Origin of the sequence: Mesorhizobium cantuariense, from assembly GCF_042647205.1 — a bacterium.
GTDB lineage: Bacteria > Pseudomonadota > Alphaproteobacteria > Rhizobiales > Rhizobiaceae > Mesorhizobium > Mesorhizobium cantuariense.
In genome coordinates this window covers 4,843,851-4,864,544 of record NZ_JBHRVD010000001.1, presented here as the reverse complement: position 1 = coordinate 4,864,544, position 20,694 = coordinate 4,843,851, and the positions used below count along the sequence as shown (strand labels likewise).

Below are 20,694 nucleotides of genomic sequence, written 5' to 3'. Positions count from 1 at the left end.
TTGCGGTCGTCGCTATGCCGCCTTCGTGCGCCTGGCGCGAGGCTCGCCTTCACCCGGCAATCGGGCGCCGGCGCGATAGTCCTTGCGGGACGTTCGCCGCGGGAGGATAATTCGGCGTCGGATGCATTTTCTGGGCGACAACCCGGATGCCCGCCCCGGCGAAGCCGCCGTGCTCCGTGGCCCGGAGGGAGGTGTGCCATGACAAGCTACATCGTGCTGATGAACTGGACGGAGCAGGGCGCCAGAAACGTGCGCGATTCACCGAAGCGGCTCGACGCCGCCAGGAAGCAGCTGGGAGATATGGGCGGATCGTTCAAGGCATTCTACCTGACCATGGGTGAATACGACATGGTGGCGGTGGTCGAAGCGCCCGATGACGCGGTGCTGGCGCGTTTCTCGCTGATGCTGGCGGCGGCCGGCAATGTCAGGACGCGGACGCTGAAGGCCTTTCCCGAATTCGCCTACCGCGAGATCATCACCTCGCTCGGATAGGGCCCGCTAGAAGCGCGTCGCGTTGAAACGGGGTTCAGTCGACGCGTTTCAGGTCTTTGTTTTGTGGCATGTCGTTGCCCCAAAACCGCTGCGCACTTTGGATGATGTGCGTTAGGATATAGCCATGTCCGAACCGCACACGCATTCGCATCTGTGGCCCGGCGTGCCGCTCGCGCTTGGCTCGGCCGCCTTGTTCGGTGCGACGCCGCCGCTCAGCAAGCTGCTGCTTAATGGCGTCAATCCCTTCATGCTGGCTGGACTGCTCTATCTCGGTGCCGGTCTCGGCCTTGCTCTGTATCGCCTGCTCCGGGGCAGGCAGGCTGCAGCCGGGGAAGCGCAACTGACCGCTGGGGATATTCCCTGGCTGGCGCTGGCAATCGGCATGGGCGGCATCATCGCGCCGGTGCTGCTGATGTTCGGCTTGACCCTCAACACGGCGTCCAGTTCGGCGCTGCTGCTTAATCTGGAAGGGCTGGCGACGATGGCAATCGCCTGGCTCGTCTATCGCGAGAATGTCGACCGGCGCCTGCTTTTTGGCGCCTTCGCCATTCTGGCGGGCGCCGTTCTTCTGTCGTGGCAAGGTGAGGGCATCGCCTTCAACCGTGGCGCCCTGCTGGTGGCGGCGGCTTGTGTGGCCTGGGGGATCGACAACAATTTCACGCGCAATATCTCGGCCACCGACCCGGTGGTGATCGCGATGCTCAAGGGGCTGGTGGCGGGTGTCGTCAATGTCGGACTGGCGCTTGCCGGTGGGGCTTCGTTTCCCCCAGTGTCAATCGTCGCGCTCACCGCAGCCGTCGGCTTCTTTGCCATAGGAGTCAGCCTGGTGATGTTCATCGTGGCGCTGCGTCATCTCGGCACCGCACGGACAGGGGCCTATTACTCGCTCGCCCCCTTTATCGGCGCGTTGCTGGCAATCGCCATCCTGGGTGATGCTGTCACGCTCAAGCTGGCGGTTGCTGGGCTTCTGATGGGCGTCGGCCTCTGGCTGCATCTGTCGGAGCGTCATGAGCACGAGCACGACCACGAGGCGCTGGAGCACGAGCACAGCCATGTGCATGACGAGCATCACCAGCACCATCATGATGGGCCGGTGAGCGAGTCGCATTCGCACTGGCACCGGCATGCGCCGATGCGCCACCGGCATCCGCATTATCCCGACCTGCATCACAGGCATGGCCACGGATAGATGCTGACCGTCTGGTACAACACGCGCTGCCCGGTTTGTGACGCCGGAATCAGCCAGCAGAAGCGGCGGCTGATCGAAGCGGTCAAGGCCGGACGGATCGAGTTCCGAGACATCAACTTTGAACCGGCAGCGCTTGCCGGACATGGCGCCTCCCTGGAAGACGTCCGCCGCCGGCTGCACGCCACCGATGCGGCGGGCGGGCTGCTGGTCGGCGCTGACGTTGCCATCGCCGTGTGGAAGGTCACGCCGGGCGAGGGCTGGCTGGCGACCTTGTTCGGCAATCCGGTTGCATTGCCGCTGACACGCTTTGCCTATGATCGTTTCGCCGACCTGCTCTATGCCTGGAACCGGCGCAAGGGCCGCTGGTAGCCGAATTTATCGGTGGCCGCCGTTCGCAATGAAGCGGCCCAGACTGGAAAATCGAGCCCGCTGGCGCCGTATCGAGATACATCGTAAGATATATCTTGACTCCTCGGCAGCGCGAGCCCAGTTAAGATATATCGTAAGATACAACTCAAGGAGCAATCAATGCACAAACATTTTGGGAACAATCATTTCGGCGAGCGCATGTTCATGCACATGGCCGGCAAATTCGGCGGCAAATTTGGTGGCAGAGGGGGCGGCGGCTTCGGCCCGTTCGGGCACGGTGGTCGCGGCGGTGGACGCGGCGGCCCGGGCGACATGTTCCGCGCCGGGCGCATGCTGGCCGACGGCGATCTGAAGCTGATCACACTGTCGCTGCTGGCCGAGGCGCCGCGTCACGGCTACGACATCATCAAGGCTCTGGAAGAGCGCACCAGCGGCATCTACAGCCCGAGCCCGGGCGTAGTCTACCCGACGCTGACCTTCCTGGAAGAAGCCGGCTATGCCGCGTCCGCCGCCGACGGCAACAAGAAGGTGTTCTCGATCACCGAGGCAGGCCAGGCGCATCTTGCCGACAACCGCGAGATGATCGACGGCGTGCTCGAGCATCTCGAGCGCTTCGGCCGCAAGATGGCCAAGGCGCGCGATTGGTTCGGCTGGAACGACGAGAGCGAAGAGGGCGGGCGTCGCGGCGGTCGTGGTGGCCGTTCGGAGGCGCGCGACGAATTCCGCGCTGTCCGCCACCGGCTGCGCGCGGCTCTCGGCGACTTCGTCGATGCCCCGGCCGACAAGCAGGCCGAGGCGATCGCCATTCTCGAAGCCGCAGCCGAGGCGCTGGAAGCACTGTCGCGCAAGTGACACCTTCTCCTACGGCCGGCGCACCTCTTGCCCGGCAGGCCAAGGACCGATAGTGAAATTCATCCCGCGCCACGCTACATGGTGCGGGATGAATGCTGTGGAGGAAGCCCGATGTCTTTTCTGAAGCGTCTTTTCGGCGGTGGTGGCGGCGGCGCCGAGGCGGGTGAGCCCAAGAGCACGGCACCAGCCAAGCAGGTCGAGCACAAGGGTTTTCTGGTCAGCGCCACGCCCTACAAAACGGACGGCCAGTACCAGACCTGCGGTGTCGTCTCCAAGGAGATCGACGGCGTGGTGAAGGAACACAAATTCATCCGCGCCGACCGCTTCGCCGGGCTCGACGACGCCGTCGACATCTCGATCAAGAAGGGCATGCAACTGGTCGACGAGCAGGGCGAGCGGATTTTCGGGTAGGGACGGGACTGGTCGAGGCGACGAACGTCGGCTTTGCACCAGGAATCAACCTTCGTGGCTAACTTGGCTTAGCGTGAGCATCCTCTGTCGCAGAACGATACGGCCGAGTGCACCGCTGGCTCAAACGTCAGCAATCGCCAAAAGGCAAATGTAGGTCAGCCCAGCACGATCAACTGGGGCGATCACAGCGTCTGGCCGACCGTCATGCCGGGATCGTCGGCGGAGGAGCCGGCAGCTTCTTCGCCGGCAGCCAGCGCCGAGCGATTGGCGTCGCCGGACGCAAGAGCGACCCGCAGAGTTTGGTGGCCGCCCGCGGCCAAATCGACTGTCGCTAGCTGCTCTCTTCTGAGGAGCGGACTTTTCACAAAACATTAACGCCTATCAGACGCCCGGTTCACGGCATGAGGGATATCCCCAACCGATAGAGGTTCTTGTGGGATGACATCATGCATGCTGCGCTCAAACAGCGCCCCGGTTGCGCCGAGATTTGTATCGCGGTGCTCGACGGCCCGGTCGATCTTGCGCATCCGTGTTTTGCAGGCGCGCTTCTCCAGGCGCCTTTCGGACAATCTCCGGCTCCTCGCGCCGGATGTCCGGCAACAGATCACGGAACGCATGTGGCCAGCATCATCTTCGGCCAGCCGGGCGGTCCGGTCCCCGGCATTGCGCCGGGGTGTCGTGGCATAGCGCTGCCAGTCTTCGGCTCGCGGGCAAACGCAGCGCTCACCTGTTCGCAACTTGACCTGGCCCGCGCGCTCACCCTCGCGGTCGAACGGGGCGCGCATGTGATCAACATCAGCGGCGGTCAACTCGACTTCTCACTGGATCCCGAACCGCTGCTGCGCGAAGCCCTCAACCGCTGTGAGGAGGCAGGCATACTTGTCGTTGCCGCCGCCGGCAACGACAGCTGCGACTGCCCTCATACACCCGCAAGCTATCCGACGGTCCTGGCCGTCGGCGCGGCGGACGAGAATGGCGATCCGCTCAGGTCCAGCAACTGGAGCGCGGCCTACGCGGCGACCGGGCTTCTCGCCCCTGGCAAGAACGTGCTCGGGGCCGCGGTGGGCGGCGGTACGATCAGACTCAGCGGCACCAGCTTCGCGACGCCGATCGTGTCCGGCCACGCAGCATTGCTGCTTTGCGAACAGATTGCGGCCGGCGGAGTGGCCGCACCGCTCGCCGTTCGCGCCGCGCTCCTCGAAAGCGCCTCCAACTGCTCACCGGAGACTGCCCTTACCTGCCTTGCCGGTCGGCTGAACCCGGCCGGAGCAAAAACCCTCTTGAAACGAAGGAGACTTGTCATGGAAAGCATTGGCGACACCACCCATACCCTTGTTACCGAAGACCTCACCCGGCCGGTTCGCGCCTCGGGCGAAAGCCAACCCGACTTTGGCGCGGAACTGCAGCCTGCCCCGCCGGCATTGTCTGTCTCGGGCCGCGCCGGGTCGGTGACGGCATCGTGTGGCGATGGCGGCTGTGGCTGCGGCGGAAAGGCGGGCGGCTGCGGCCGCGGCGGCGCAAAGCCCGAGAAGCAGCTGGTCTACGCGCTGGGCAACATCGGCTTCGATTTCGGTTCCGAAAGCCGGCGCGACTCGATCTTCCAGTTTATGCTCGATGAGGACAAGAACGAGAAATTCACGGTCGCCAAGCTGATCGCCTATCTGAAGAAAACGCCTGAAGAGATCGAGCGCCTAATCTGGACGCTCACCATCGACGGCACCCCGGCCTATGCGCTGCAGCCAGCCGGCGCATTCGCCTACCAGACCTATGCTAACCTCATCGCCGCCTTCGAAGCCCAGGAGAAGGGCGACCTTTCGCTGGTCGCTGTTCCTGGCGTCTCGGTTGGCTCCCTGCGCCTGATGTCCGGCGAGACGGTGCCGCTGCTGTTCCCCAGCAGCCGCGGTATCGTGGAGTGGGACATCAAGAAGGTGGCGCGCAAGGCAATCGGCTTGCAGTCGGATAAAGCGGAGCCAGAGGATGCCGGCGTCCTCCGCCAAGTCACGACCTTCTTCGAAGACTACACGGCGATGACCACCCGGCGATATCGAAATCTCGGTGTGGCCGGCCGCGACAGGGCCCTCAACTACGCAGCGCTGGACGCCGATGAACTGATCAAGTTCGTCAAGGATCAACATGGCATCCAGCTGGTTCTTGACGAGATCAAGGTGAGCCGCAGTGTGGCCTGCCGCACCGGCGCCGAGTGCTTCGACGTGGCCATGCATTTCTTCGTGCCCTCCGACACGACTGCCTCGATCAGGGTCATCCAGTACACGGTCGATGTCGGTGACATCATTCCGGTCCGCATCGGCAAGGCCTCGACCTGGAGCGAGCGCCCGCGGAACTAGCACATATCAATGCCCAACGGCGTCCGCGGGAGCGCCTAGGGTTTGGCGTTTCAACTCCCGCATTCGGAAAGGAACGAAAATGCAGCCTACAATGCGATTCGAATACGGCAGTTCGAGCAATACAGTTCCGGTATCGCGCAAGCGCGACTACCAGGCCTCAACGTCGCGCGTGAATGCGTCGGTCGACGCTTGCGACCTTTGCTACATCGGGTGTCAGTTCCTGCCCGAGCCGGACAAGACCTACTGTCTGCTCGGCTGCGACCTGCTCTGCAACTAACGCGATTTGTTGACGCGCGCCTCAGGCAGGCGCGCGTCAACTCGTTGTCGGGTTTATTCACCCCGCAGGCTGCGGGTTCCTCTCAGCCTCCCAATGTTTCGATCCGAAGCACATCGCCGCCTACGCGCTCCTCCCGCGGAATGGCGGCATAAAGGCCATGCCGGCACAATTGTGTCGGCATGGCCTTGCCCTTTTCTGGTCCATCTTCCCACTCGCTCTGACGGCCCGCCTTTGGCGCCGCCGGCCACTTGGCCTGCCGTCAATGGATCCTTGAGGAGCCATTGGATCTTCTGGAATCATACCCGTCGGGCCCCCGTGCCGGACTTCCAGACAAGACCTTTGCCGTAATCAGGTGTATCGACACTCCAAGCGGGTATTTCCAAGTCTTGTGGCCATCCGTGGCGATGATTTTCACACGAAAGTCAGGTCGTTCTGAGCGAAGCATGGTTTCGACGCGTTTCAGAAAACCGGCCCAGCTTGCACCGCTGGCCTCGCTCCATCCGTAGGGGTGGCCTGCATTCGGGATGAGCCTGTCGCTGCACGCGCCAGAACGCACGCGACCGGTTTCTTCGAGGAGATGGAAGACGGTTTTCGTGACGATCCGTTCAACTTGCCGGAATCCGAGAATGCGTGAATGCGGCATGAACATTTCCAGGTAGGTTTACTTTGCAGTTGTTGGGAGTCCGGCATCGGCGAGCGATGTTACTCGAGGTCTCCAATGCCGGTGAGGGGCGTGCCTGGCGCCACAATCGTTTCGACCCACGGAGGCCGGCTCTGCCGGGCAAGTGACCCCGGTCCGATATCGCCGGCGCCGGACAGCCGCGACGCGTCCCTCGCGGCCGCGACGACGTGAATTCCATTTTCTTCAGCCATGATCTTCTCCAGGCCGCTGAAAGGAGAAGCTGAGGATTGAGGAAGTAGTGTCAGACGGGCGTGAAAGAGGCGCCAGCCGGATGTGATTTCGGCGGTCGGTTAGAGCGGCTCAGTATTTGATAGAATAGCTGAGCCACCTTAACGGCCGACGACAGGCAAAAAACGTAGGGCTATGCCCCTATTTTGCCCACAGCTTTGCCGGCGTCGACAAGCCCCGATCCGAAGAGCAGTTCCAAAGAGGCCTTGTCGCCGTTAATGTCATCAGCCTTGGTGTCGGCTGGGGTGCCGCGAGCCGTTGCACGCAATATTTGCTTGAGCTGCGGCCCCGACAAGATTTGGCCTTTCATCTTGGCCCGTCGCGTCATCAGTGCCACCACACCTGCGACGATAGACGAGGCTGCGGAGGTGCCGCCGAAAAGTGTGAATGCGCCCTGCAGCGGGTCATTGGCATGGGCAAATGTGTCGTCGTCCTCATCGTATCCCAGCGGAGAGTATCCAGTATAGCCGTTCTGTCCGGGAATATCCGTCGACAAAATGGCCTCGCGGCTGAAGTCGACGCGGGGCAGACCTGCGCCCACATATCCGGCGTAATCGTGTAACCGATAGCGACGGCCTAACTCGTTTATCCGGATCTGGTAGCGATTGAACACGGTCGCATCATCGCTTGGCGCCACCACTGTCAACCCAGGACCATAGTTGCTGTAGCTCGATCTAAATCCGGCCGAACTCAGGGCGCCGACGCTGATGATGCCGTTTTCGCCCTTGTCTTCAAGGCTGAGATTGGCTGGATAGGCTAGGCTGTTCTCGCCTGAATTGCCCGCTGCGCACACGATCGGGACGGTGCGCGAGATCGCGAACAGCAGGGCTTCCAAGGCCTCCCATTCTGCTTCGTCCTGGTCGGTCTTCAGCGAAAGGCCGGGATTGTCGTACTCGCCGTTGTCGCTCATCCAGGCAACGGAAATTCCGCGCGGCAGGTGGATGACATCAGCCTGATTTTGCAGGGCGTAAACCAGGGCGAGAATCAGTTGCCCGGGCGTGGGATTGAGGGAGGTTGAAACCGGTATGATTGTGGAAAGCGGATCGACGCCCCAATAGGGTACCGCCAGAGCCGGCTTTCCGTCCGTCAAGCTGGGCAGTGGATCGGTAAAAAAGCCAGGCATCCGCGCTCCGATCAGCCCGGCGCACGCCGTGCCATGGCTGGGAAATGCCGTGTGCAACGCGGTCTCCAGCGGCGCTTTGCACAGCTTGCCGCTGGCACGCTGCATCAATTGCGAGATGGTCGCTTTGTCGTTCGCCGAAAGGGGCAGATGGTCCAATATCTCGGGATCGAACTCGATCGGCTTGTTAATTCCGTCGACATAGCGAAGTCCGAACGGCAGCGCACTGAAGTCGATTGCGAGCTGGGCGTCGATCGCTTTTGAAAGATAAGGGTGGCCGACATGCACGCCGGTGTCGATGAGAAACACGCGCGTCGTAATGGGCTCGTCTTCCGGGACACTTGCACCAAAGCCCTCCAGCCAGTTTATCCGTTTGAGATGCCAGAGCGGATGATAGGCGGACAACTCGGCAGTGAGCGTCGAACCAGCGTCGTCGATCATGGTGTCTGTCCCTTCTTGTCCTCGGCGGCTCATATCCATTCCCTCTGGGCTTCAAGCATCAGGTCCTTGCAGGAATGAACCAGGAAGGGCAGGAACTTGCGCGCCAGATCCTTTCCTGCATCGGTGTCGCTCGGGTAGTGAAGCCCCGCCACTTCGCGGTTCTGGGCAACGCGGCGAGCCACATGAAACAACTCTTCGGAAGCGTTGTGCTCCGGCAGGATGACGGAGAACAGATACGCTGCGGAGTAGGTCTGAAAGGCATGGTTGCTGGGATAGGATGAATGCGCCGGCACCGGCAGCACAGGGCGTATGCGGGTGTCGAACTGGTTAGGACGCATTCGTCCAAACTTGTCCTTGAACACGAGCCCGACATATTCTGTGACTTGGATTGCCGTCAGAAGCAGGCCTTCCGTCGCGCTATAGCCACCAATGTCCTCGATACCGAGTGGACGCGTCAGGTCGCTAAGGTCGAGATTGGCTTCCTGGACGATATCGTCGGCTCGCTCTTTTCGCAGCTCGATGTTTCGTTGCAGCGTCAGCAGATATTCCGCTTCGACCCGCGTCTCGACCGGGCCTGGTGGGGGGACAATGTCGATGGTGTCGTAGATTTCCCAGGGCAGCAGCCGCAACACCGGCGGTTGCCGGCCGGCCTTGTCAGGGGTCCATCGATCCCGGTCATAGGGCTGCTCGCCGCGATGCAAGCGAAGCAGTTCTATATAGGGGATGAGTACATCCGACAGGCCCGTCAGTCCGTCGACGACGCCGTTCTTGTTTCGATTCCGGTTGCGGTTCCTGTTGCGATTGCGATTGCGATTTCGGTTTCGATTGCGGTTCAGCACAACAGCACCAGTGGAGGCTGAGGCACCTTCCGTGCCAAAGCGCAGGACACCCCCTTCGATTCGGAAGTTGTCGATCCGGTCAGTCAAGAATTCCAAGAATAGACTTTCGATGCCTGGCATTGTTCCCCCCTTTTTTGATTGCTTACCGCTCCGGAGCCCCCGCGAGCGAAAAGCCGCGCCGGAGCAAATCCAGCTGTTCCTTCTTCAATTGCAAATGCTGGCCTTGCAGGAAGTTTTCTGTCGAGAAGTCGGGCTCGGCCCGCAGCAGGCATTGAAGCCGCATACTCGCACCTTCGCGGGCGCGAAGATGGCCCAGGCTCGGGATCAGATAGCGAAGTGCCGGACTGAAATTGGGCCGGGCGTTCAACGCCCTTGTTCCGAACTCCACGGCGTCGAAATGATTTCCCGACAACGACGCATTCATGCAGCACGAGGTGTCGAAGAAATAGGAGTACGGACTGAAGGCGCCGATCGTGGCTGCCCATCTCGCGCATTTGAAGCCGACTTCCGGTTGGCCGAGATAGCTGTGCAGGACCGAGAACAGGTCCCAGGTCAACGGGCGATGCGGATTGAGTGTCAACGATCTGACGTATAGGTCGGTCGCGTAGTCGTGGTTATGAAGGATGAAGCTGAAGACGTGGGCGCACAGCGCCAAGGTCAGCGCATTGTTTGGTTCCAGCTCAAGCGCCCGGCGTGCCAAAGCTTCTGCCTCGTCGATGTCGCTGACCGAGAAGACGACTGTTTTCTGACCAAGCTTGAATGTCGAGAGATAGGCCAGCCAGGCGTATGTCTGCGCCATCGGCGCGAGCGCCATTGCCTGCCTCAGGCTTGCTTCGGCTCGAACCAATCGATCACCGGTAATGCCGAAGAGATCGTCGACCGCAGAGAAGATCATGATCCGCGCCGCCTCCGCCGGATCTGCCTGCGCGCGCGCCGACATCCTTTGAAGGCACTTCAGCAGCATGTCGACGGTCAGGTTGACCTTGGCAAGAACCATCGCGTCGCCGCGCACGCGCGAGACCGACGTCGCCACTGGAATTGTCGTCTGAAACTCCACGCATGAGGAGGATCGGTTCAGGAGTTTTACAATTATCGCGAAATCACGGTCGCCGCCCGTGACGATGACTTGCAGCGCGAGCGGCGACCGCTGGCCTGACGGTGTTGCCGCTGGGGTCGTGTCACGACGATCGAGCAACGAGACGTGCGCCGTTTCAGCAATGCTCTGAGAGAGCAACTCGAGTATCTCGCTTGCCAGAAACCTAGCGTCGCCTGCATGGGAATCTATAACGGGGCTAAGCAAGTCCACCGTCGGTGTGAAGAGTTGCAGTGTAAGTGTGGCCCCATATCCCGGCTGGAGAGCAGGTGTTGACCAGTATTCGGCCGAGGTTGCTTTGCGTGTCTCGGTATGAGCTCCGTGAAACCCCTCCCAATGGCTGCGCTCGATCGATAGCCATTCCTCGAACTCACTATCTCTGACGTCGATCCCTTCAAGAAACTCTGCCGAGGATTGCGCCACCAAAGGCATTCGCGCTGGGGAGTTCCTGAATTCCCTGGTGTCTATCCGCACCGCCGTGAGGTCGAGAGCGACGGTGCTGGCGTCGATCTTGAGGATCGACTTGCCGGCTACGCCCAGGGCCTTTCTGATTTCGGTCAGAGTCTGACGAAGGCTCGCGAACGCTTGCTCCGGTGCCCGGTCGCTCCAGAGCTTGCCGCATAGCCAGGTTCGCGATCTCTGCGCGCGGTCCGCCACCGCAACCAGGGCTAGAAGAGCCTTGGCCTTTTGTCCGACAGGGGTAATATCTTCCCCTCCTGGGCCGACTATTTGGAACGGACCCAGCAGAAATATATTGGCAGTCTCATGAGACATGCCCCCGCAGCCTCTTCTGGCCAAATGAACTCGACTTCGGCCTGCAGAAATGATTGAAGCAGGAAAATCTTGCGGTTGCAATGCAACCGGCTCAAAATCCATTATTGTTTGGGAATACTGGAAATGCATGGCGTGCGAGCCGGTTGATTGTGACCTGAAGTTGAGGTCAGAATATTCGACCGACCGTCAGTCGAGCGTGAGCCAACCGTCAAGCCTGCGTCAGAGTGGAACCAGTCGTGCCGGCATCGAAGTTCAAGTTCAGGCTTTTCGTTTGCTCCTGTTGCACTAGGTGGTGCTTGGGAGGCGACTCTCATTTGGGCAGGGCAAGGGTAGGTCCGCTTCGCATCGGCAACCGTGCTTTACCGGCCTTGACCGAAGCGGCCTTGGAGGACTTTACGCCGGCTGCAACTCCCTTCGCGGCAGCGGCGGGAAAGCGATCGCGATGCCGACCGCGCCGAGGCCGATGAGGGCCGAACCGATGAACAGCCAGGAATAGTTGGCGTAGGCATCGAACACCATGCCGCCGGCGAGTGGTCCCAGCGCCATGCCTAGGCTCGACAGCATGGTAGCGGCGCCGAACACGGTGCCGAGGATGCGCTGGCCGAAATATTCGCGCGCCAGGTTGCCAGCAGACGCAGGCGAGTTGTCACGATGAAAAGTCCCCGCAAACAGCAGAATAATTGCTATCGTCTCAGGCCTGTCCGACACAACCTTTTTTAGAATTCCGTCGGGATGGCCTCCATGAAGAAGAGTCTCGACCATTGAGCGTAGCATTTGCCAAAGAGGAAAGCGCCGAGGCGGCATCGGAAACCGTCCTGCCGGCGCGTCCTGTCTCCGATCGGATCAACCTCGTCACGGAGGCGGGCCTCAAGATGCTGCAGGATGAATTGGCTCGCGCTCAGCAAGCTTTCGAGGCCGCCAACGTGCTGGAAGATGTCAATGAGAGGCGACGGCAGTCAGCGGTTCCGGTTCGGGATATGCGCTATTATGCCGAGCGCGTCCGCACGGCTCAGCTTATGTCGGTGCCCACGTCCAATGAAGTGATCGCCTTCGGGCACACTGTTACCTTCAAGCGTGACGATGGCCGCACTCAGACCTTCCGCATCGTCGGTGAGGATGAGGCCAACCCGTCTCAAGCTTCCATATCGCATGGTTCGCCGGTTGCCATCGCGCTGACTGGCAAAACCGTTGGCGACTTTGTCCAACTGGGGCAGCGCGAACTTGAGATCCTGTCCATTTCCTAGTTGGACATCGGGTATGGCCTGGCCGTGGCGGCGCCGCGTGCCTTCCGGCTCAAACGCCCGCAATCGCCAACAGCCAGGCCAGGATATCGAGCAACAGAAAGAGCAGTGCAATCTGCAGCGCTACCCGCAGCCGCTGGATAATTCGCCAGTTGCCGGCCATGTCCGCCTTGATGCGAAGGGCAAGCGCGCGGCGCATGGCCGACATCGTCGTCGGCCTGTCGCCGTCGACATATTGATCAAGCAACTCTTCCGGATCGAAGCGGAATGTATATTGGTGGTAGGGCCAAAGCATGAAGACGATCAGCCCGCCGATGCCGAACAGCAGGGCCACCGCGGTCCAGTCCCAAAGCCCAAGCCCGTTGGAAAGAGCCGCACCGCCAAGCAGCGAGTTTGCGAATGCGGTGGCAAAGACAAGGCTGCCGGCGCGGGTGCTCATGTTCTCCACAAGGGTTTGCTGTTGCGTGAGACCTCTCACCGCTTCCTGATAAATGAACGCAAGACGCGGATCGTCGTCGGCGACAGCGTTGGCGACAATTCGGTTGTTTTCTCTTCCACTCGGACGTTCGGCCATAAGGGTGCCTCTCTGTGTGGCGGGGATACGCGAGCTTAGCCCAGATCCCCCGGTGCAAAATGCGTTGGCCGCGGACCGCCGCACTTCGGCTGGGTCCGGCTGGAAAGCGGGCAGACCGGTCGTGCGCGGAGTGGGCCAGGCTCATGTCGTACCTGGCCGCACGGTTCGGAACTCGAGCTGGCCGCGGACTATGCCGGCTGGAACTCCCTGCGCGGCAGTGGCGGAAAGGCGATCGCAATACCCACCGCGCCGAGGCCGATGAGGGCCGAGCCGATGAACAGCCAGGAATAGTTGGCGTAGGCATCGAAGACCATGCCGCCGGCGAGCGGTCCCAGCGCCATGCCGAGGCTCGACAGCATGGTGGCGGCGCCGAACACGGTGCCGAGGATGCGCTGGCCAAAATATTCGCGCGCCAGCACCGCATAGAGCGGCATGACGCCGCCATAGGTGGCGCCGAAGATGACGGCCAGCATGTAGAACTGCTCGAGCCGGCTGATCGAGAGATAGGCGGCAATGACGATCGCCTGGATCGCCAGGCCCGCGATCAGCACCGGCTTGACGCCCAGCCTGTCGGCCAGCACGCCGTAAAAAAGCCGGCCGCCGAGGCCTGCCAGGCCCTCGACGCTGTAGATCGAGACCGCCGCCATGGGGGCGACGCCGCACAGCATGGCATAGCTGACCATGTGGAAGATCGGCCCGGAATGCGCCGCGCAGCAGGCAAAGAAGGTCAGCCCCAGCACGATGAACTGCGGCGAGCGCAGCGCCTGGCCGACCGTCAGGCCGGCGCCCTCGGCCACCGGCGCCGAGGCCGCATCGGCCGTTGCGGGCTTCGGCGGCTGACGCACCAGCAGCACAGCCGGCAACAGCAGCACCCAGGCGGTGATGCCGATGTCGAACATGGCGGTGCGCCAGTCATAGGCCGAGATCAACCAGCGGGCGAAGGGCGAGATCGTCATCGGCGCCACGCCCATGCCGGCCGAGACCAGCGAGACGGCAAGGCTGCGGTTGGTGTCGAACCAGCCGGTGGTCAGCGCGATCATCGGCGCGAAAAAGGCGCTTGCCGCGAGGCCGACCAGCACGCCATAGGTTATCTGGAAGCTCAGCAACGAACCGGCGCGGCTGGCCAGCACCAGCGCCAGCCCAAGCAGAACCGCACCGATCGTGACAACGATGCGGGCGCCAAAACGGTCCGAAATGGCGCCCCAGGCGAAACCGCCAAGGCCCATCACCAGGAAGTTGAGCGTCATGGCGCTCGAAATGCCGGCGCGCGACCAGTTGGTGTCGAGCGCCATCGGTTCGAGGAAGATCGCCAGCGAAAACATCGTCCCGATGGCGACACAGGACATCAGCGCGCCAGCCGCGACGATGACCCAACGATAGGAAAGGCTCATTCAAATCTCCCATGCCAGAGGGCAGCGCTCAGCGCTGCTTGCGTCCGAAGGACGCTGGCACCGGAGCCGATCCTACAATCCGGTTGCATTTTTTATCCAGTCTGAAAGGGCGGTGTTTTCGGTGGTCTTTTTGGACGCCATCCAGCGATATCTGCAGCGCGGCTATGATCTTGCGCATGGTCCAAAATCCCTCTGCTATTCTCGCGGATGCTGTTTTCATTCGTTCACATGGTCCAAGCGGGCAAGGCTGTCCCCCAGCACCACCAGCGAGACACCCAGAAGCGCGATATCCTTGATAAGGAACTGGCCTGCCGGTCCGAGCGCCGGAAATCCCAGAGTTGCCTCCCATATCGGAAAAGCCAGCATGATCGACGAGGTGACGAGGAAGGTGAGCGACGCCATCGCGCCACCAATGATCCCCGCGATCGCGGACCAGGGACTTGCCAGCAGCAGGAGGGCCGTGGCGATTTCGACGATGCCAAGCACGTAGGAAGTGCCCGCCTCGCCGAATGCCGGGTACATCCAGGCCAACCATGGGGTCAAACTGATCAACGGCTTCAATGCTTCAATCTCCACGGCCGTAAACTTCATGCCGCCGATCAACAGGAGCGGAAGCACGACACCGGCGAAGGCGATGATGCGGCCCGCACGTACGACTTTAGCCGTCTGGGCGAGCAGCGAAGATCGCAACGCCCTGGCTACCGGCCGATCGGAATCCGTCGATTTGAGATCTGTCATCTTTCGTATCCTTATGCTTATCGCCGGCTGGCCAAGAGCGTCAGATTTCTGCCAAATGTTCCGCCAGCATGTCGAAGCTCTCGTTCCACCCAAGCTCATGGCCATCCCGGGCTTCCGCCGTGTCGAAGCTGGCCTGATGGAAAATCATCTTCGTCTTCCCGTCCTCTTCAACGAACGTGATGGTCACGATTGTCGCCGGCCCAGGCTTGCCCGAAGCGTCTTCCCAGGCATGCGTCAGGACCAGCCGAGACGGTGCGTCGACCTCGCGGATCACGCCCGTTTCCGCTGTGTCCGAGCCGTCCTCATGACGCGATGCGACGCGCCATTTGCCGCCCGGACGCAGATCGACTTCGCAAGAAAGCGTGGCGTAGCCGCGCGGCCCCCACCAGTGAGGGATATGGTCGGTTTGCACCCAGACGGCGAACACAAGCTCGCGCGGAGCATCGAAAATGCGGGTGATGGACAGTTCGTGCCGTGCCGTGCCGATCGGATCACGCATTCGCTTTCCCCTCCTGCAACTGTTTCAGGTGATCTTCCATCCGATCAAATCGCGCTTCCCACAGCGGCCTGTAGAACCCAAGCCAGGCGTCTACCGCCGCCAGCCGCCCCGTCTCGATTCGCCGTGGTCGCCATTGGGCCTTGCGGCCCTGCACGATCAGCCCTGCTTTCTCCAGTACCTTCAGGTGCTTGCACACCGCAGGCCCGCTGATGTCGAACGGCTCTGAGAGTTCCGCCACGGTCGACTCGCCCGAAGCCAGCCGCGCAAGTATCGCGCGCCGGGTCGGGTCCGCCAGCGCAGCAAAGGTCAAGCTGAGATCATCGAGGGCCACTATTATCTCACCATTCAGTTATCTATCTAATTGGTGATATACAGAGTGTGGTCCGACCCGTCAAGCGGGCGAGATGGCCTGCTGTTTTCTCGCTCAGCCACCAAGGCTATTGTCGTTCCACAGCCTCGGCTCTTCCGCGACACGAATCGGCTCGACCCGTTCGAATTGGCGCGCCTCGCAGCTTCGTGAATTTCATGCGTGAGGTGTCGGTCCCCAACGAGCATTGGCAGAGCGGGATTGCCGAGACGGATTGATGGCCGGTGTCGTCTCGCTCGCGGATTTGCCGAGGATCAGATCGGCAGTTCCGACGTGTATTTGATCGTCTGGCTGGGAACGTCGGTCTTGACGTTCTGCACGCCCTTGATGCGGCTCAGGTGCTCCGACTGGAAGCGGCGGTAGTCGTCGATGCCGGCCGCCACCACGCGCACCATGGCGTCGCAGTCGCCGAGCATCAGGTAGCACTCCATCACCTGCGGCAGCTTGGCCACTTCGGTGGCGAAATGCTCGATCGTGTCCTCGTCCTGCGCCTTCAGCCAGATGCGGGTGAAGAAGGTGAGGCCCTTGCCGATGCTGGCCGGATTGAGCACGGCGACATAGCGGTCGATGATGCCGGCTTCCTCCAGCAATTTCACGCGCCGCAGGCAAGGCGATGGCGACAGCCCGACTTCATTGGCCAGATCGTTGTTGGCCATGCGGCCGTCGCGTTGCAGTGCCCGCAGGATCCGCTTGTCGATCTCATCCAGCTTCATGGCTTTGGATTCCATCTATTTGGCAATCTGTGACACTCAATGCCAAAATTTGGTGAAATACAACAATCTTCGCAACCAAATTTTGAGCCGGTGCCGGTATGTTTGCCGCCGACATCACGAGATTCCAGACGCAACCGGAAGCGGCGGCCTTAAGGCCGGCCGATGGCAGAGCATGAGCATTTCACAGGCAGTCGAGGCGGAGGGCGATGGCTCGGGATACGAGTTCCGTCGTGGCGTGACGTCATGCGCGCCGGTGCTGTTCGGCACCGTCCCCTATGCGCTGGTGCTCGGCGCCCAGGCCACGCAAAAAGGGCTGAGTACGGTCGAACTGTCTGCCATGACAGGGCTGAACTTCGCCGGCGGTTCGGAATTCGCCGCGATCCAGTTGTGGACGTCGCCGCCGCATATCGTGCTCATCGTCGCCATCACCTTCCTGGTCAACAGCCGTCATCTGCTGATGGGGGCGGCACTGGCGCCGTTCCTGCGCCATCTGCCGCGGCGCAAGGTATTTCCGGCGTTGTTTTTCCTATGCGACGAAAGCTGGGCGCTGGGCTTGGCCGATGCCAGGCAGCGCGCAGCGGCAGGCATCACGCCGGCCTTCAGCCCGCGCTACTATATGGGCGCGGCACTGGCGATGTATCTCACCTGGGTGGTCTTCACCACGCTGGGTGCCGTGCTCGGCCCGATGCTCGGCCATGTCGAGACCTACGGTTTCGACATGGCGTTCCCGGCCGTCTTCCTGGTGCTGATGCGCGGCATGTGGACGGGCATGGCCGCAGCGCGGCCCTGGGTGGTCAGTCTCATCGTGGCCGCACTTGTCTATCTCTTCGTCCCCGGCGCCTGGTATGTCGCCGCCGGTGCGGTATCGGGGCTGGTCGCGGCCTGGCTGATGGCAGGTGATGCATGATCGACGCAACGAGCCTTCTCACCATCGTGCTGATGGCCGGCGTCACTTACCTGACCCGGATCGGCGGCTACGTCGTGCTGCGCAACCGCACGCTCAGCGCCCGCGCCACGGCGGTGATGGAGGCAGCGCCCGGCTGCGTGCTGATTGCGGTCATCGCGCCGGCCTTCGTGTCGAGGAATCCGGCGGATCTTCTGGCGCTGGCTATTACTCTGGTCGCTGCCACGCGGCTTTCCATGCTGCCGACTGTGCTGATCGGGGTCGGCGCTGCTGGCCTGCTGAGGCATGTCATCGGCTAGAACGCAAAAGGCAGGCGCGAACGCCTGCCTTTCGATGCGAATGACGATCTGCGCTTTACGCCGCTGCGGCAACGTCCCGGCTGGCCGCGACCACGGCATCGACCTTGGCGGTCGCCTTGGCGAGTGCTGCGGTCACCGCGTCAGGGCCCATGCCGACGCCTTCGATGCGGATGACGTCGACATCGGTCATGCCGAGGAAGCCGAGCACGCCGCGCAGGTAGGGAATGGCATGATCGAACTGCACGGCCGCACCTTCCGAATAGATGCCGCCGGAAGCCAGCACGATATAGACCTTCTTGCCGGTGACGAGGCCCTTGGGGCCGTTTTCGCCATAGGCAAAGCTCTTGCCGGAACGGGCGATGTGATCGACCCACGACTTCAGCGTCGAGGAGATGTTGAAGTTGATGAAGCCGGTGGCGAGGATCACCGTGCCGGCTGCGAAAAGCTCGTCCAGCACGACATCGGAGACGCCGACGACTTCAGCCTGGCGCTCAGTGCGGGCTTCGGCCGGCGTATAAATGCCGGTCGCATAATCGGCATCAATGTGCGGCAGCGGATTGGCGACGAGGTCGCGCACGACAAGCGTGTTTGACGGGTCGGCGGCAAGCAGCTTCTCGGCGAATTCGGTGGCGATGCGTGTCGAGTGCGAGGCAGCGCCGCGTGGGCTCGAAGTGACGAGAAGAATGGACATTTGGGCTCTCCAGCGGTTGGAATGATTTGTCCCGCCAGATATGGGGCTATCGATCCATTCGATAAACTGGTATATTTTCTATACGATCCATCTATAAGTTAGATATAGCGATGCAGCCCAACCCGACGCTCGATCAACTTCAGATCTTTGTGACAGTCGCCGAAGCCGGCAGTTTCTCGGCCGCCGGTCGCAAGCTCAACCGGGCGCAGTCCGTCATCAGCTATGGCATCGCCAATCTCGAGGCGCAGCTTGGGCTGAAACTGTTCGAGCGCGAGGGCACGCGCGAGCCGCAATTGACCGAGATCGGCCGGGCGATGCTGGAGGATGCACGGCGCATGGTCGGTGTGCTGCAGCGCATCCGCTCCAGGGTTGACGGCCACCACCAGGGGCTTGAGGCTGAAGTTGCGCTGTCGGTCGATGCGGCGCTGCCCTCGCCGGTGCTGGTGCGGGTGCTGAAGGCGTTCGAGGCGCAGTTTCCGACCGTGATGCTGCGCCTGCATATCGGCACGCTCGGACTGATCCCCGATCATGTCGTCAGCGGACAGGCCGATCTTGGCATTGGCGGCCTGCTGGGCGAGGTCGACGTGCATCTTGTGCGCATCGGCTTCATGTCGATCGTGCTGGCCGCCGCGCCCAGCCACCCGCTGGCCTTGCTGCCGAAGCCGGTGGCGATCGAGGATGCGCGCGAACACACCCAGCTTGTCGTCACCGACCAGTCGGAGCGCACGAAGGGGCGCGACTTTGGCGTCTTTGCCTACCGCACCTGGCGGCTGACGGATCTGCGCACCAAGCATACGCTGATGCGCGAGGGGCTGGGCTGGGGCGGGCTGCCGCGCTGGCTGATCGCCGACGATCTGGCGAGCGGCCGGCTGATCGAACTCGACCTCGAGTCTTTCAGGGAGGTGAGTTCGCCGCTGTTTGCCATGCACCGCAACGATCGCAGCCCAAAACCGGCGGCGGCCTGGCTGATCGACCAGTTCAAGCGCCAGCTTGGCTGCTTCAACGAGTTCGAACCGGGCGAGGTGCCTGAGGATGAGCCGGGGACAGTCCATCGATCAGCGCCATGAGCACGGCGCGATAATCCTCGGCCGAGGCGCCGGCCTCGATGGCCAGCGCCGCCCGATCGAAGGCGGAGCCGAGCAGCGCGGTCAGCGCCTCCGCCGGCAATCTCGTCATCGTCTGCGCCCGCATCGCCGCGACCAGCCCCTCGCGCAGCGAACGGTTGCCGTGGCGGCTGTCGATCGCGTCCATGGCGGCGCGACCAAGCACGGCCGGACCGTCAAGCAGCAACAGCCGCGTGCGGCCGGGCGCGCGCATGGCGGTGAGATAGGCGTCGGAGCCGGCAGTCAGTGCGTCGCGGGCAAACAGCGATGGCGGCGAGGCGCGCTCGATCTCATCAGCCACCGCCGTCGCCTCCTGCTCGACCACGGCGGCAAACAGCGCCTGCTTGTCAGCAAAATGATGGTAGAGCGCGCCGCGTGTCACGCCGGCGGCGGCGACGATCTCCGGCGTGCCGGTCTCGGCATAGGATTTTTCCGTAAACAGTTTTCGCGCCGCCGCGATCAGGTCGGCGCGCGTCGCTTCGGTGCGGTCGCGGTTGGAACGGCGCGGGGAGTCCTGTTGCATACATGCAGCCTGTATGTTAATTCAATCTACATGCAGACTGTATGTTAGTTGGCAGGAGAAGGAAAGATGAAGACCACGAGCTATTACCCGGTGCTGATGACCGGCGACGTCGCCGGCACAACGGCCTTCTATGTCGAGCATTTCGGCTTCCAGCCGCTGTTTGAAAGCGACTGGTATGTGCATCTGCAATCGGTGGACAACAAGCGTGTGAATCTCGGCATCGTCCAGGGCGACCACGAAACGATCCCGGAAGAGGGGCGGGGCCGCACCTCGGGCCTGCTGATCAATTTCGAGGTTCGCGACCCGGACGCGATCTATGAGCGGGTCGCCGCCGCCGGCCTGCCGATCCTGCGCTCTCTACGCGACGAGCCCTTCGGCCAGCGCCACTTCATCACCAAGGACCCCAATGGCGTTCTGATCGATGTGATCAAGCCGATCCCGCCGAGTGAGGAGTTTCTGGCGCAATATGCGGAAGGGGCGGCAGAGCTTGAATGGCGTGCCCCTGGCAGGATCTGTCGGCAGAGATGACGCCGGAGCCG

The 20,694-nt window shown here is 62.0% G+C and carries 26 protein-coding genes and 1 pseudogene; 12 read left to right on the top strand and 15 right to left on the bottom strand.

Annotated features, from left to right (window positions below):
• Positions 1-198: 198 nt before the first annotated feature.
• The 5 genes from ACFOJ9_RS23720 (at position 199) to ACFOJ9_RS23700 (ending at position 3,313) form a co-directional block, all read left to right on the top strand.
• A complete protein-coding gene (locus tag ACFOJ9_RS23720; protein WP_378981857.1) occupies positions 199-492 on the top strand; it encodes a GYD domain-containing protein in 294 nt (97 codons plus the stop codon).
• A 124-nt stretch (positions 493-616) separates the two neighbouring features.
• Positions 617-1,681, top strand: coding sequence for a DMT family transporter (locus tag ACFOJ9_RS23715; RefSeq protein ID WP_378981855.1), 1,065 nt, complete (start codon positions 617-619; stop codon positions 1,679-1,681).
• On the top strand, positions 1,682-2,050 hold the full coding sequence (locus ACFOJ9_RS23710; protein WP_378981853.1) for a thiol-disulfide oxidoreductase DCC family protein: 369 nt from the start codon (positions 1,682-1,684) through the stop codon (positions 2,048-2,050).
• A gap of 159 nt (positions 2,051-2,209) precedes the next feature.
• Positions 2,210-2,902 carry a PadR family transcriptional regulator gene (locus tag ACFOJ9_RS23705; protein ID WP_378981851.1) on the top strand — a complete coding sequence of 231 codons (693 nt, stop codon included), beginning with the start codon at positions 2,210-2,212 and terminating at the stop codon, positions 2,900-2,902.
• A gap of 111 nt (positions 2,903-3,013) precedes the next feature.
• Positions 3,014-3,313, top strand: coding sequence for an HlyU family transcriptional regulator (locus tag ACFOJ9_RS23700; protein WP_378981849.1), 300 nt, complete (start codon positions 3,014-3,016; stop codon positions 3,311-3,313).
• 182 nt (positions 3,314-3,495) lie between these two features.
• On the opposite strand, the gene ACFOJ9_RS23695 is transcribed toward ACFOJ9_RS23700, so the two are convergent.
• Positions 3,496-3,633, bottom strand: coding sequence for a hypothetical protein (locus ACFOJ9_RS23695; RefSeq protein ID WP_378981847.1), 138 nt, complete (start codon positions 3,631-3,633; stop codon positions 3,496-3,498).
• A 126-nt stretch (positions 3,634-3,759) separates the two neighbouring features.
• Here ACFOJ9_RS23695 and ACFOJ9_RS23690 point away from each other — a divergent pair, with 126 nt between their 5' ends.
• Both ACFOJ9_RS23690 and ACFOJ9_RS23685 read left to right on the top strand, forming a co-directional pair.
• A complete protein-coding gene (locus tag ACFOJ9_RS23690; RefSeq protein ID WP_378981845.1) occupies positions 3,760-5,658 on the top strand; it encodes a PatA/PatG family cyanobactin maturation protease in 1,899 nt (632 codons plus the stop codon).
• A gap of 91 nt (positions 5,659-5,749) precedes the next feature.
• Positions 5,750-5,935, top strand: coding sequence for a hypothetical protein (locus ACFOJ9_RS23685; RefSeq protein WP_378981843.1), 186 nt, complete (start codon positions 5,750-5,752; stop codon positions 5,933-5,935).
• A gap of 259 nt (positions 5,936-6,194) precedes the next feature.
• Here ACFOJ9_RS23685 and ACFOJ9_RS23680 read toward each other — a convergent pair whose 3' ends face one another.
• The 6 genes and pseudogenes from ACFOJ9_RS23680 to ACFOJ9_RS23655 form a co-directional block, all read right to left on the bottom strand.
• Positions 6,195-6,578 (bottom strand): hypothetical protein, encoded by a 384-nt coding sequence (locus tag ACFOJ9_RS23680; RefSeq protein WP_378981841.1) that lies wholly within the window; start codon positions 6,576-6,578, stop codon positions 6,195-6,197.
• Between the two features lie 59 nt (positions 6,579-6,637).
• Entirely contained in the window at positions 6,638-6,808 is a 171-nt protein-coding gene (locus ACFOJ9_RS23675; protein ID WP_378981839.1) for a hypothetical protein, read from the bottom strand.
• Positions 6,809-6,978: 170 nt separating this feature from the next.
• The gene (locus tag ACFOJ9_RS23670) at positions 6,979-8,406 is read right to left on the bottom strand and encodes a S8 family peptidase (RefSeq protein WP_378981837.1); all 1,428 of its coding nucleotides are present in this window, start codon (positions 8,404-8,406) and stop codon (positions 6,979-6,981) included.
• Between the two features lie 29 nt (positions 8,407-8,435).
• Complete coding sequence (locus ACFOJ9_RS23665) at positions 8,436-9,365, bottom strand: phosphatase PAP2 family protein (RefSeq protein WP_378981835.1); 930 nt, start codon at positions 9,363-9,365, stop codon at positions 8,436-8,438.
• Between the two features lie 22 nt (positions 9,366-9,387).
• Complete coding sequence (locus ACFOJ9_RS23660; RefSeq protein ID WP_378981833.1) at positions 9,388-11,112, bottom strand: hypothetical protein; 1,725 nt, start codon at positions 11,110-11,112, stop codon at positions 9,388-9,390.
• 393 nt (positions 11,113-11,505) lie between these two features.
• A pseudogene (locus ACFOJ9_RS23655) lies at positions 11,506-11,823 on the bottom strand (MFS transporter); the annotation flags it as partial.
• Positions 11,824-11,873: 50 nt separating this feature from the next.
• On the opposite strand from ACFOJ9_RS23655, the gene greA reads away from it, so the two are divergent.
• The gene (greA, locus tag ACFOJ9_RS23650; protein ID WP_378981831.1) at positions 11,874-12,356 is read left to right on the top strand and encodes a transcription elongation factor GreA; all 483 of its coding nucleotides are present in this window, start codon (positions 11,874-11,876) and stop codon (positions 12,354-12,356) included.
• A gap of 49 nt (positions 12,357-12,405) precedes the next feature.
• Here the strand turns inward: greA and ACFOJ9_RS23645 are convergent, their stop codons facing one another.
• The 6 genes from ACFOJ9_RS23645 to ACFOJ9_RS23620 form a co-directional block, all read right to left on the bottom strand.
• On the bottom strand, positions 12,406-12,792 hold the full coding sequence (locus ACFOJ9_RS23645; RefSeq protein WP_378981829.1) for a hypothetical protein: 387 nt from the start codon (positions 12,790-12,792) through the stop codon (positions 12,406-12,408).
• A 323-nt stretch (positions 12,793-13,115) separates the two neighbouring features.
• Positions 13,116-14,318 carry an MFS transporter gene (locus ACFOJ9_RS23640; protein WP_378981827.1) on the bottom strand — a complete coding sequence of 401 codons (1,203 nt, stop codon included), beginning with the start codon at positions 14,316-14,318 and terminating at the stop codon, positions 13,116-13,118.
• A gap of 216 nt (positions 14,319-14,534) precedes the next feature.
• Positions 14,535-15,056, bottom strand: coding sequence for a YkgB family protein (locus ACFOJ9_RS23635; RefSeq protein WP_378981825.1), 522 nt, complete (start codon positions 15,054-15,056; stop codon positions 14,535-14,537).
• 40 nt (positions 15,057-15,096) lie between these two features.
• Positions 15,097-15,555 carry an SRPBCC domain-containing protein gene (locus tag ACFOJ9_RS23630; RefSeq protein ID WP_378981823.1) on the bottom strand — a complete coding sequence of 153 codons (459 nt, stop codon included), beginning with the start codon at positions 15,553-15,555 and terminating at the stop codon, positions 15,097-15,099.
• The gene (locus tag ACFOJ9_RS23625; RefSeq protein ID WP_378981821.1) at positions 15,548-15,886 is read right to left on the bottom strand and encodes an ArsR/SmtB family transcription factor; all 339 of its coding nucleotides are present in this window, start codon (positions 15,884-15,886) and stop codon (positions 15,548-15,550) included. The genes ACFOJ9_RS23630 and ACFOJ9_RS23625 overlap by 8 nt, the downstream gene beginning before the upstream one ends.
• Positions 15,887-16,176: 290 nt before the next feature.
• Positions 16,177-16,635: an Lrp/AsnC family transcriptional regulator gene (locus tag ACFOJ9_RS23620; protein WP_224571096.1), complete on the bottom strand. Its 459-nt coding sequence runs from the start codon at positions 16,633-16,635 to the stop codon at positions 16,177-16,179.
• A gap of 172 nt (positions 16,636-16,807) precedes the next feature.
• On the opposite strand from ACFOJ9_RS23620, the gene ACFOJ9_RS23615 reads away from it, so the two are divergent.
• Both ACFOJ9_RS23615 and ACFOJ9_RS23610 read left to right on the top strand, forming a co-directional pair.
• Positions 16,808-17,542, top strand: a complete 735-nt coding sequence (locus ACFOJ9_RS23615; RefSeq protein WP_378981819.1) for an AzlC family ABC transporter permease — start codon at positions 16,808-16,810, stop codon at positions 17,540-17,542.
• Entirely contained in the window at positions 17,539-17,838 is a 300-nt protein-coding gene (locus ACFOJ9_RS23610) for an AzlD family protein (RefSeq protein WP_378981817.1), read from the top strand. Before ACFOJ9_RS23615 ends, ACFOJ9_RS23610 begins: the two co-directional genes overlap by 4 nt.
• Before the next feature lie 55 nt (positions 17,839-17,893).
• On the opposite strand, the gene ACFOJ9_RS23605 is transcribed toward ACFOJ9_RS23610, so the two are convergent.
• A complete protein-coding gene (locus ACFOJ9_RS23605) occupies positions 17,894-18,529 on the bottom strand; it encodes an FMN-dependent NADH-azoreductase (protein ID WP_378981815.1) in 636 nt (211 codons plus the stop codon).
• A 110-nt stretch (positions 18,530-18,639) separates the two neighbouring features.
• Between ACFOJ9_RS23605 and ACFOJ9_RS23600 the strand changes: the two genes are divergently transcribed.
• Positions 18,640-19,596, top strand: coding sequence for a LysR family transcriptional regulator (locus ACFOJ9_RS23600; protein ID WP_378981813.1), 957 nt, complete (start codon positions 18,640-18,642; stop codon positions 19,594-19,596).
• Here ACFOJ9_RS23600 and ACFOJ9_RS23595 read toward each other — a convergent pair.
• On the bottom strand, positions 19,529-20,155 hold the full coding sequence (locus tag ACFOJ9_RS23595) for a TetR/AcrR family transcriptional regulator (RefSeq protein WP_378981811.1): 627 nt from the start codon (positions 20,153-20,155) through the stop codon (positions 19,529-19,531). The two genes, ACFOJ9_RS23600 and ACFOJ9_RS23595, sit on opposite strands and share 68 nt — an antisense overlap.
• Before the next feature lie 66 nt (positions 20,156-20,221).
• Between ACFOJ9_RS23595 and ACFOJ9_RS23590 the strand changes: the two genes are divergently transcribed.
• Positions 20,222-20,683, top strand: coding sequence for a VOC family protein (locus ACFOJ9_RS23590; protein ID WP_378981809.1), 462 nt, complete (start codon positions 20,222-20,224; stop codon positions 20,681-20,683).
• Positions 20,684-20,694 lie beyond the last annotated feature (11 nt).

What these genes read in the sequence shown, in the direction of transcription:
- ACFOJ9_RS23720 (WP_378981857.1), top strand. Translation starts at nt 199, where the DNA reads ATGACAAGCTACATCGTGCTGATGAACTGGACGGAGCAGGGCGCCAGA.
- ACFOJ9_RS23715 (WP_378981855.1), top strand. Translation starts at nt 617, where the DNA reads ATGTCCGAACCGCACACGCATTCGCATCTGTGGCCCGGCGTGCCGCTC.
- ACFOJ9_RS23710 (WP_378981853.1), top strand. Translation starts at nt 1,682, where the DNA reads ATGCTGACCGTCTGGTACAACACGCGCTGCCCGGTTTGTGACGCCGGA.
- ACFOJ9_RS23705 (WP_378981851.1), top strand. Translation starts at nt 2,210, where the DNA reads ATGCACAAACATTTTGGGAACAATCATTTCGGCGAGCGCATGTTCATG.
- ACFOJ9_RS23700 (WP_378981849.1), top strand. Translation starts at nt 3,014, where the DNA reads ATGTCTTTTCTGAAGCGTCTTTTCGGCGGTGGTGGCGGCGGCGCCGAG.
- ACFOJ9_RS23690 (WP_378981845.1), top strand. Translation starts at nt 3,760, where the DNA reads ATGCATGCTGCGCTCAAACAGCGCCCCGGTTGCGCCGAGATTTGTATC.
- ACFOJ9_RS23685 (WP_378981843.1), top strand. Translation starts at nt 5,750, where the DNA reads ATGCGATTCGAATACGGCAGTTCGAGCAATACAGTTCCGGTATCGCGC.
- ACFOJ9_RS23680 (WP_378981841.1), bottom strand. Translation starts at nt 6,578, where the DNA reads ATGCCGCATTCACGCATTCTCGGATTCCGGCAAGTTGAACGGATCGTC.
- ACFOJ9_RS23675 (WP_378981839.1), bottom strand. Translation starts at nt 6,808, where the DNA reads ATGGCTGAAGAAAATGGAATTCACGTCGTCGCGGCCGCGAGGGACGCG.
- ACFOJ9_RS23670 (WP_378981837.1), bottom strand. Translation starts at nt 8,406, where the DNA reads ATGATCGACGACGCTGGTTCGACGCTCACTGCCGAGTTGTCCGCCTAT.
- ACFOJ9_RS23665 (WP_378981835.1), bottom strand. Translation starts at nt 9,365, where the DNA reads ATGCCAGGCATCGAAAGTCTATTCTTGGAATTCTTGACTGACCGGATC.
- ACFOJ9_RS23660 (WP_378981833.1), bottom strand. Translation starts at nt 11,112, where the DNA reads ATGTCTCATGAGACTGCCAATATATTTCTGCTGGGTCCGTTCCAAATA.
- ACFOJ9_RS23645 (WP_378981829.1), bottom strand. Translation starts at nt 12,792, where the DNA reads ATGAGCACCCGCGCCGGCAGCCTTGTCTTTGCCACCGCATTCGCAAAC.
- ACFOJ9_RS23640 (WP_378981827.1), bottom strand. Translation starts at nt 14,318, where the DNA reads ATGAGCCTTTCCTATCGTTGGGTCATCGTCGCGGCTGGCGCGCTGATG.
- ACFOJ9_RS23635 (WP_378981825.1), bottom strand. Translation starts at nt 15,056, where the DNA reads ATGACAGATCTCAAATCGACGGATTCCGATCGGCCGGTAGCCAGGGCG.
- ACFOJ9_RS23630 (WP_378981823.1), bottom strand. Translation starts at nt 15,555, where the DNA reads ATGCGTGATCCGATCGGCACGGCACGGCACGAACTGTCCATCACCCGC.
- ACFOJ9_RS23620 (WP_224571096.1), bottom strand. Translation starts at nt 16,635, where the DNA reads ATGAAGCTGGATGAGATCGACAAGCGGATCCTGCGGGCACTGCAACGC.
- ACFOJ9_RS23615 (WP_378981819.1), top strand. Translation starts at nt 16,808, where the DNA reads ATGAGCATTTCACAGGCAGTCGAGGCGGAGGGCGATGGCTCGGGATAC.
- ACFOJ9_RS23610 (WP_378981817.1), top strand. Translation starts at nt 17,539, where the DNA reads ATGATCGACGCAACGAGCCTTCTCACCATCGTGCTGATGGCCGGCGTC.
- ACFOJ9_RS23605 (WP_378981815.1), bottom strand. Translation starts at nt 18,529, where the DNA reads ATGTCCATTCTTCTCGTCACTTCGAGCCCACGCGGCGCTGCCTCGCAC.
- ACFOJ9_RS23600 (WP_378981813.1), top strand. Translation starts at nt 18,640, where the DNA reads ATGCAGCCCAACCCGACGCTCGATCAACTTCAGATCTTTGTGACAGTC.
- ACFOJ9_RS23595 (WP_378981811.1), bottom strand. Translation starts at nt 20,155, where the DNA reads ATGCAACAGGACTCCCCGCGCCGTTCCAACCGCGACCGCACCGAAGCG.
- ACFOJ9_RS23590 (WP_378981809.1), top strand. Translation starts at nt 20,222, where the DNA reads ATGAAGACCACGAGCTATTACCCGGTGCTGATGACCGGCGACGTCGCC.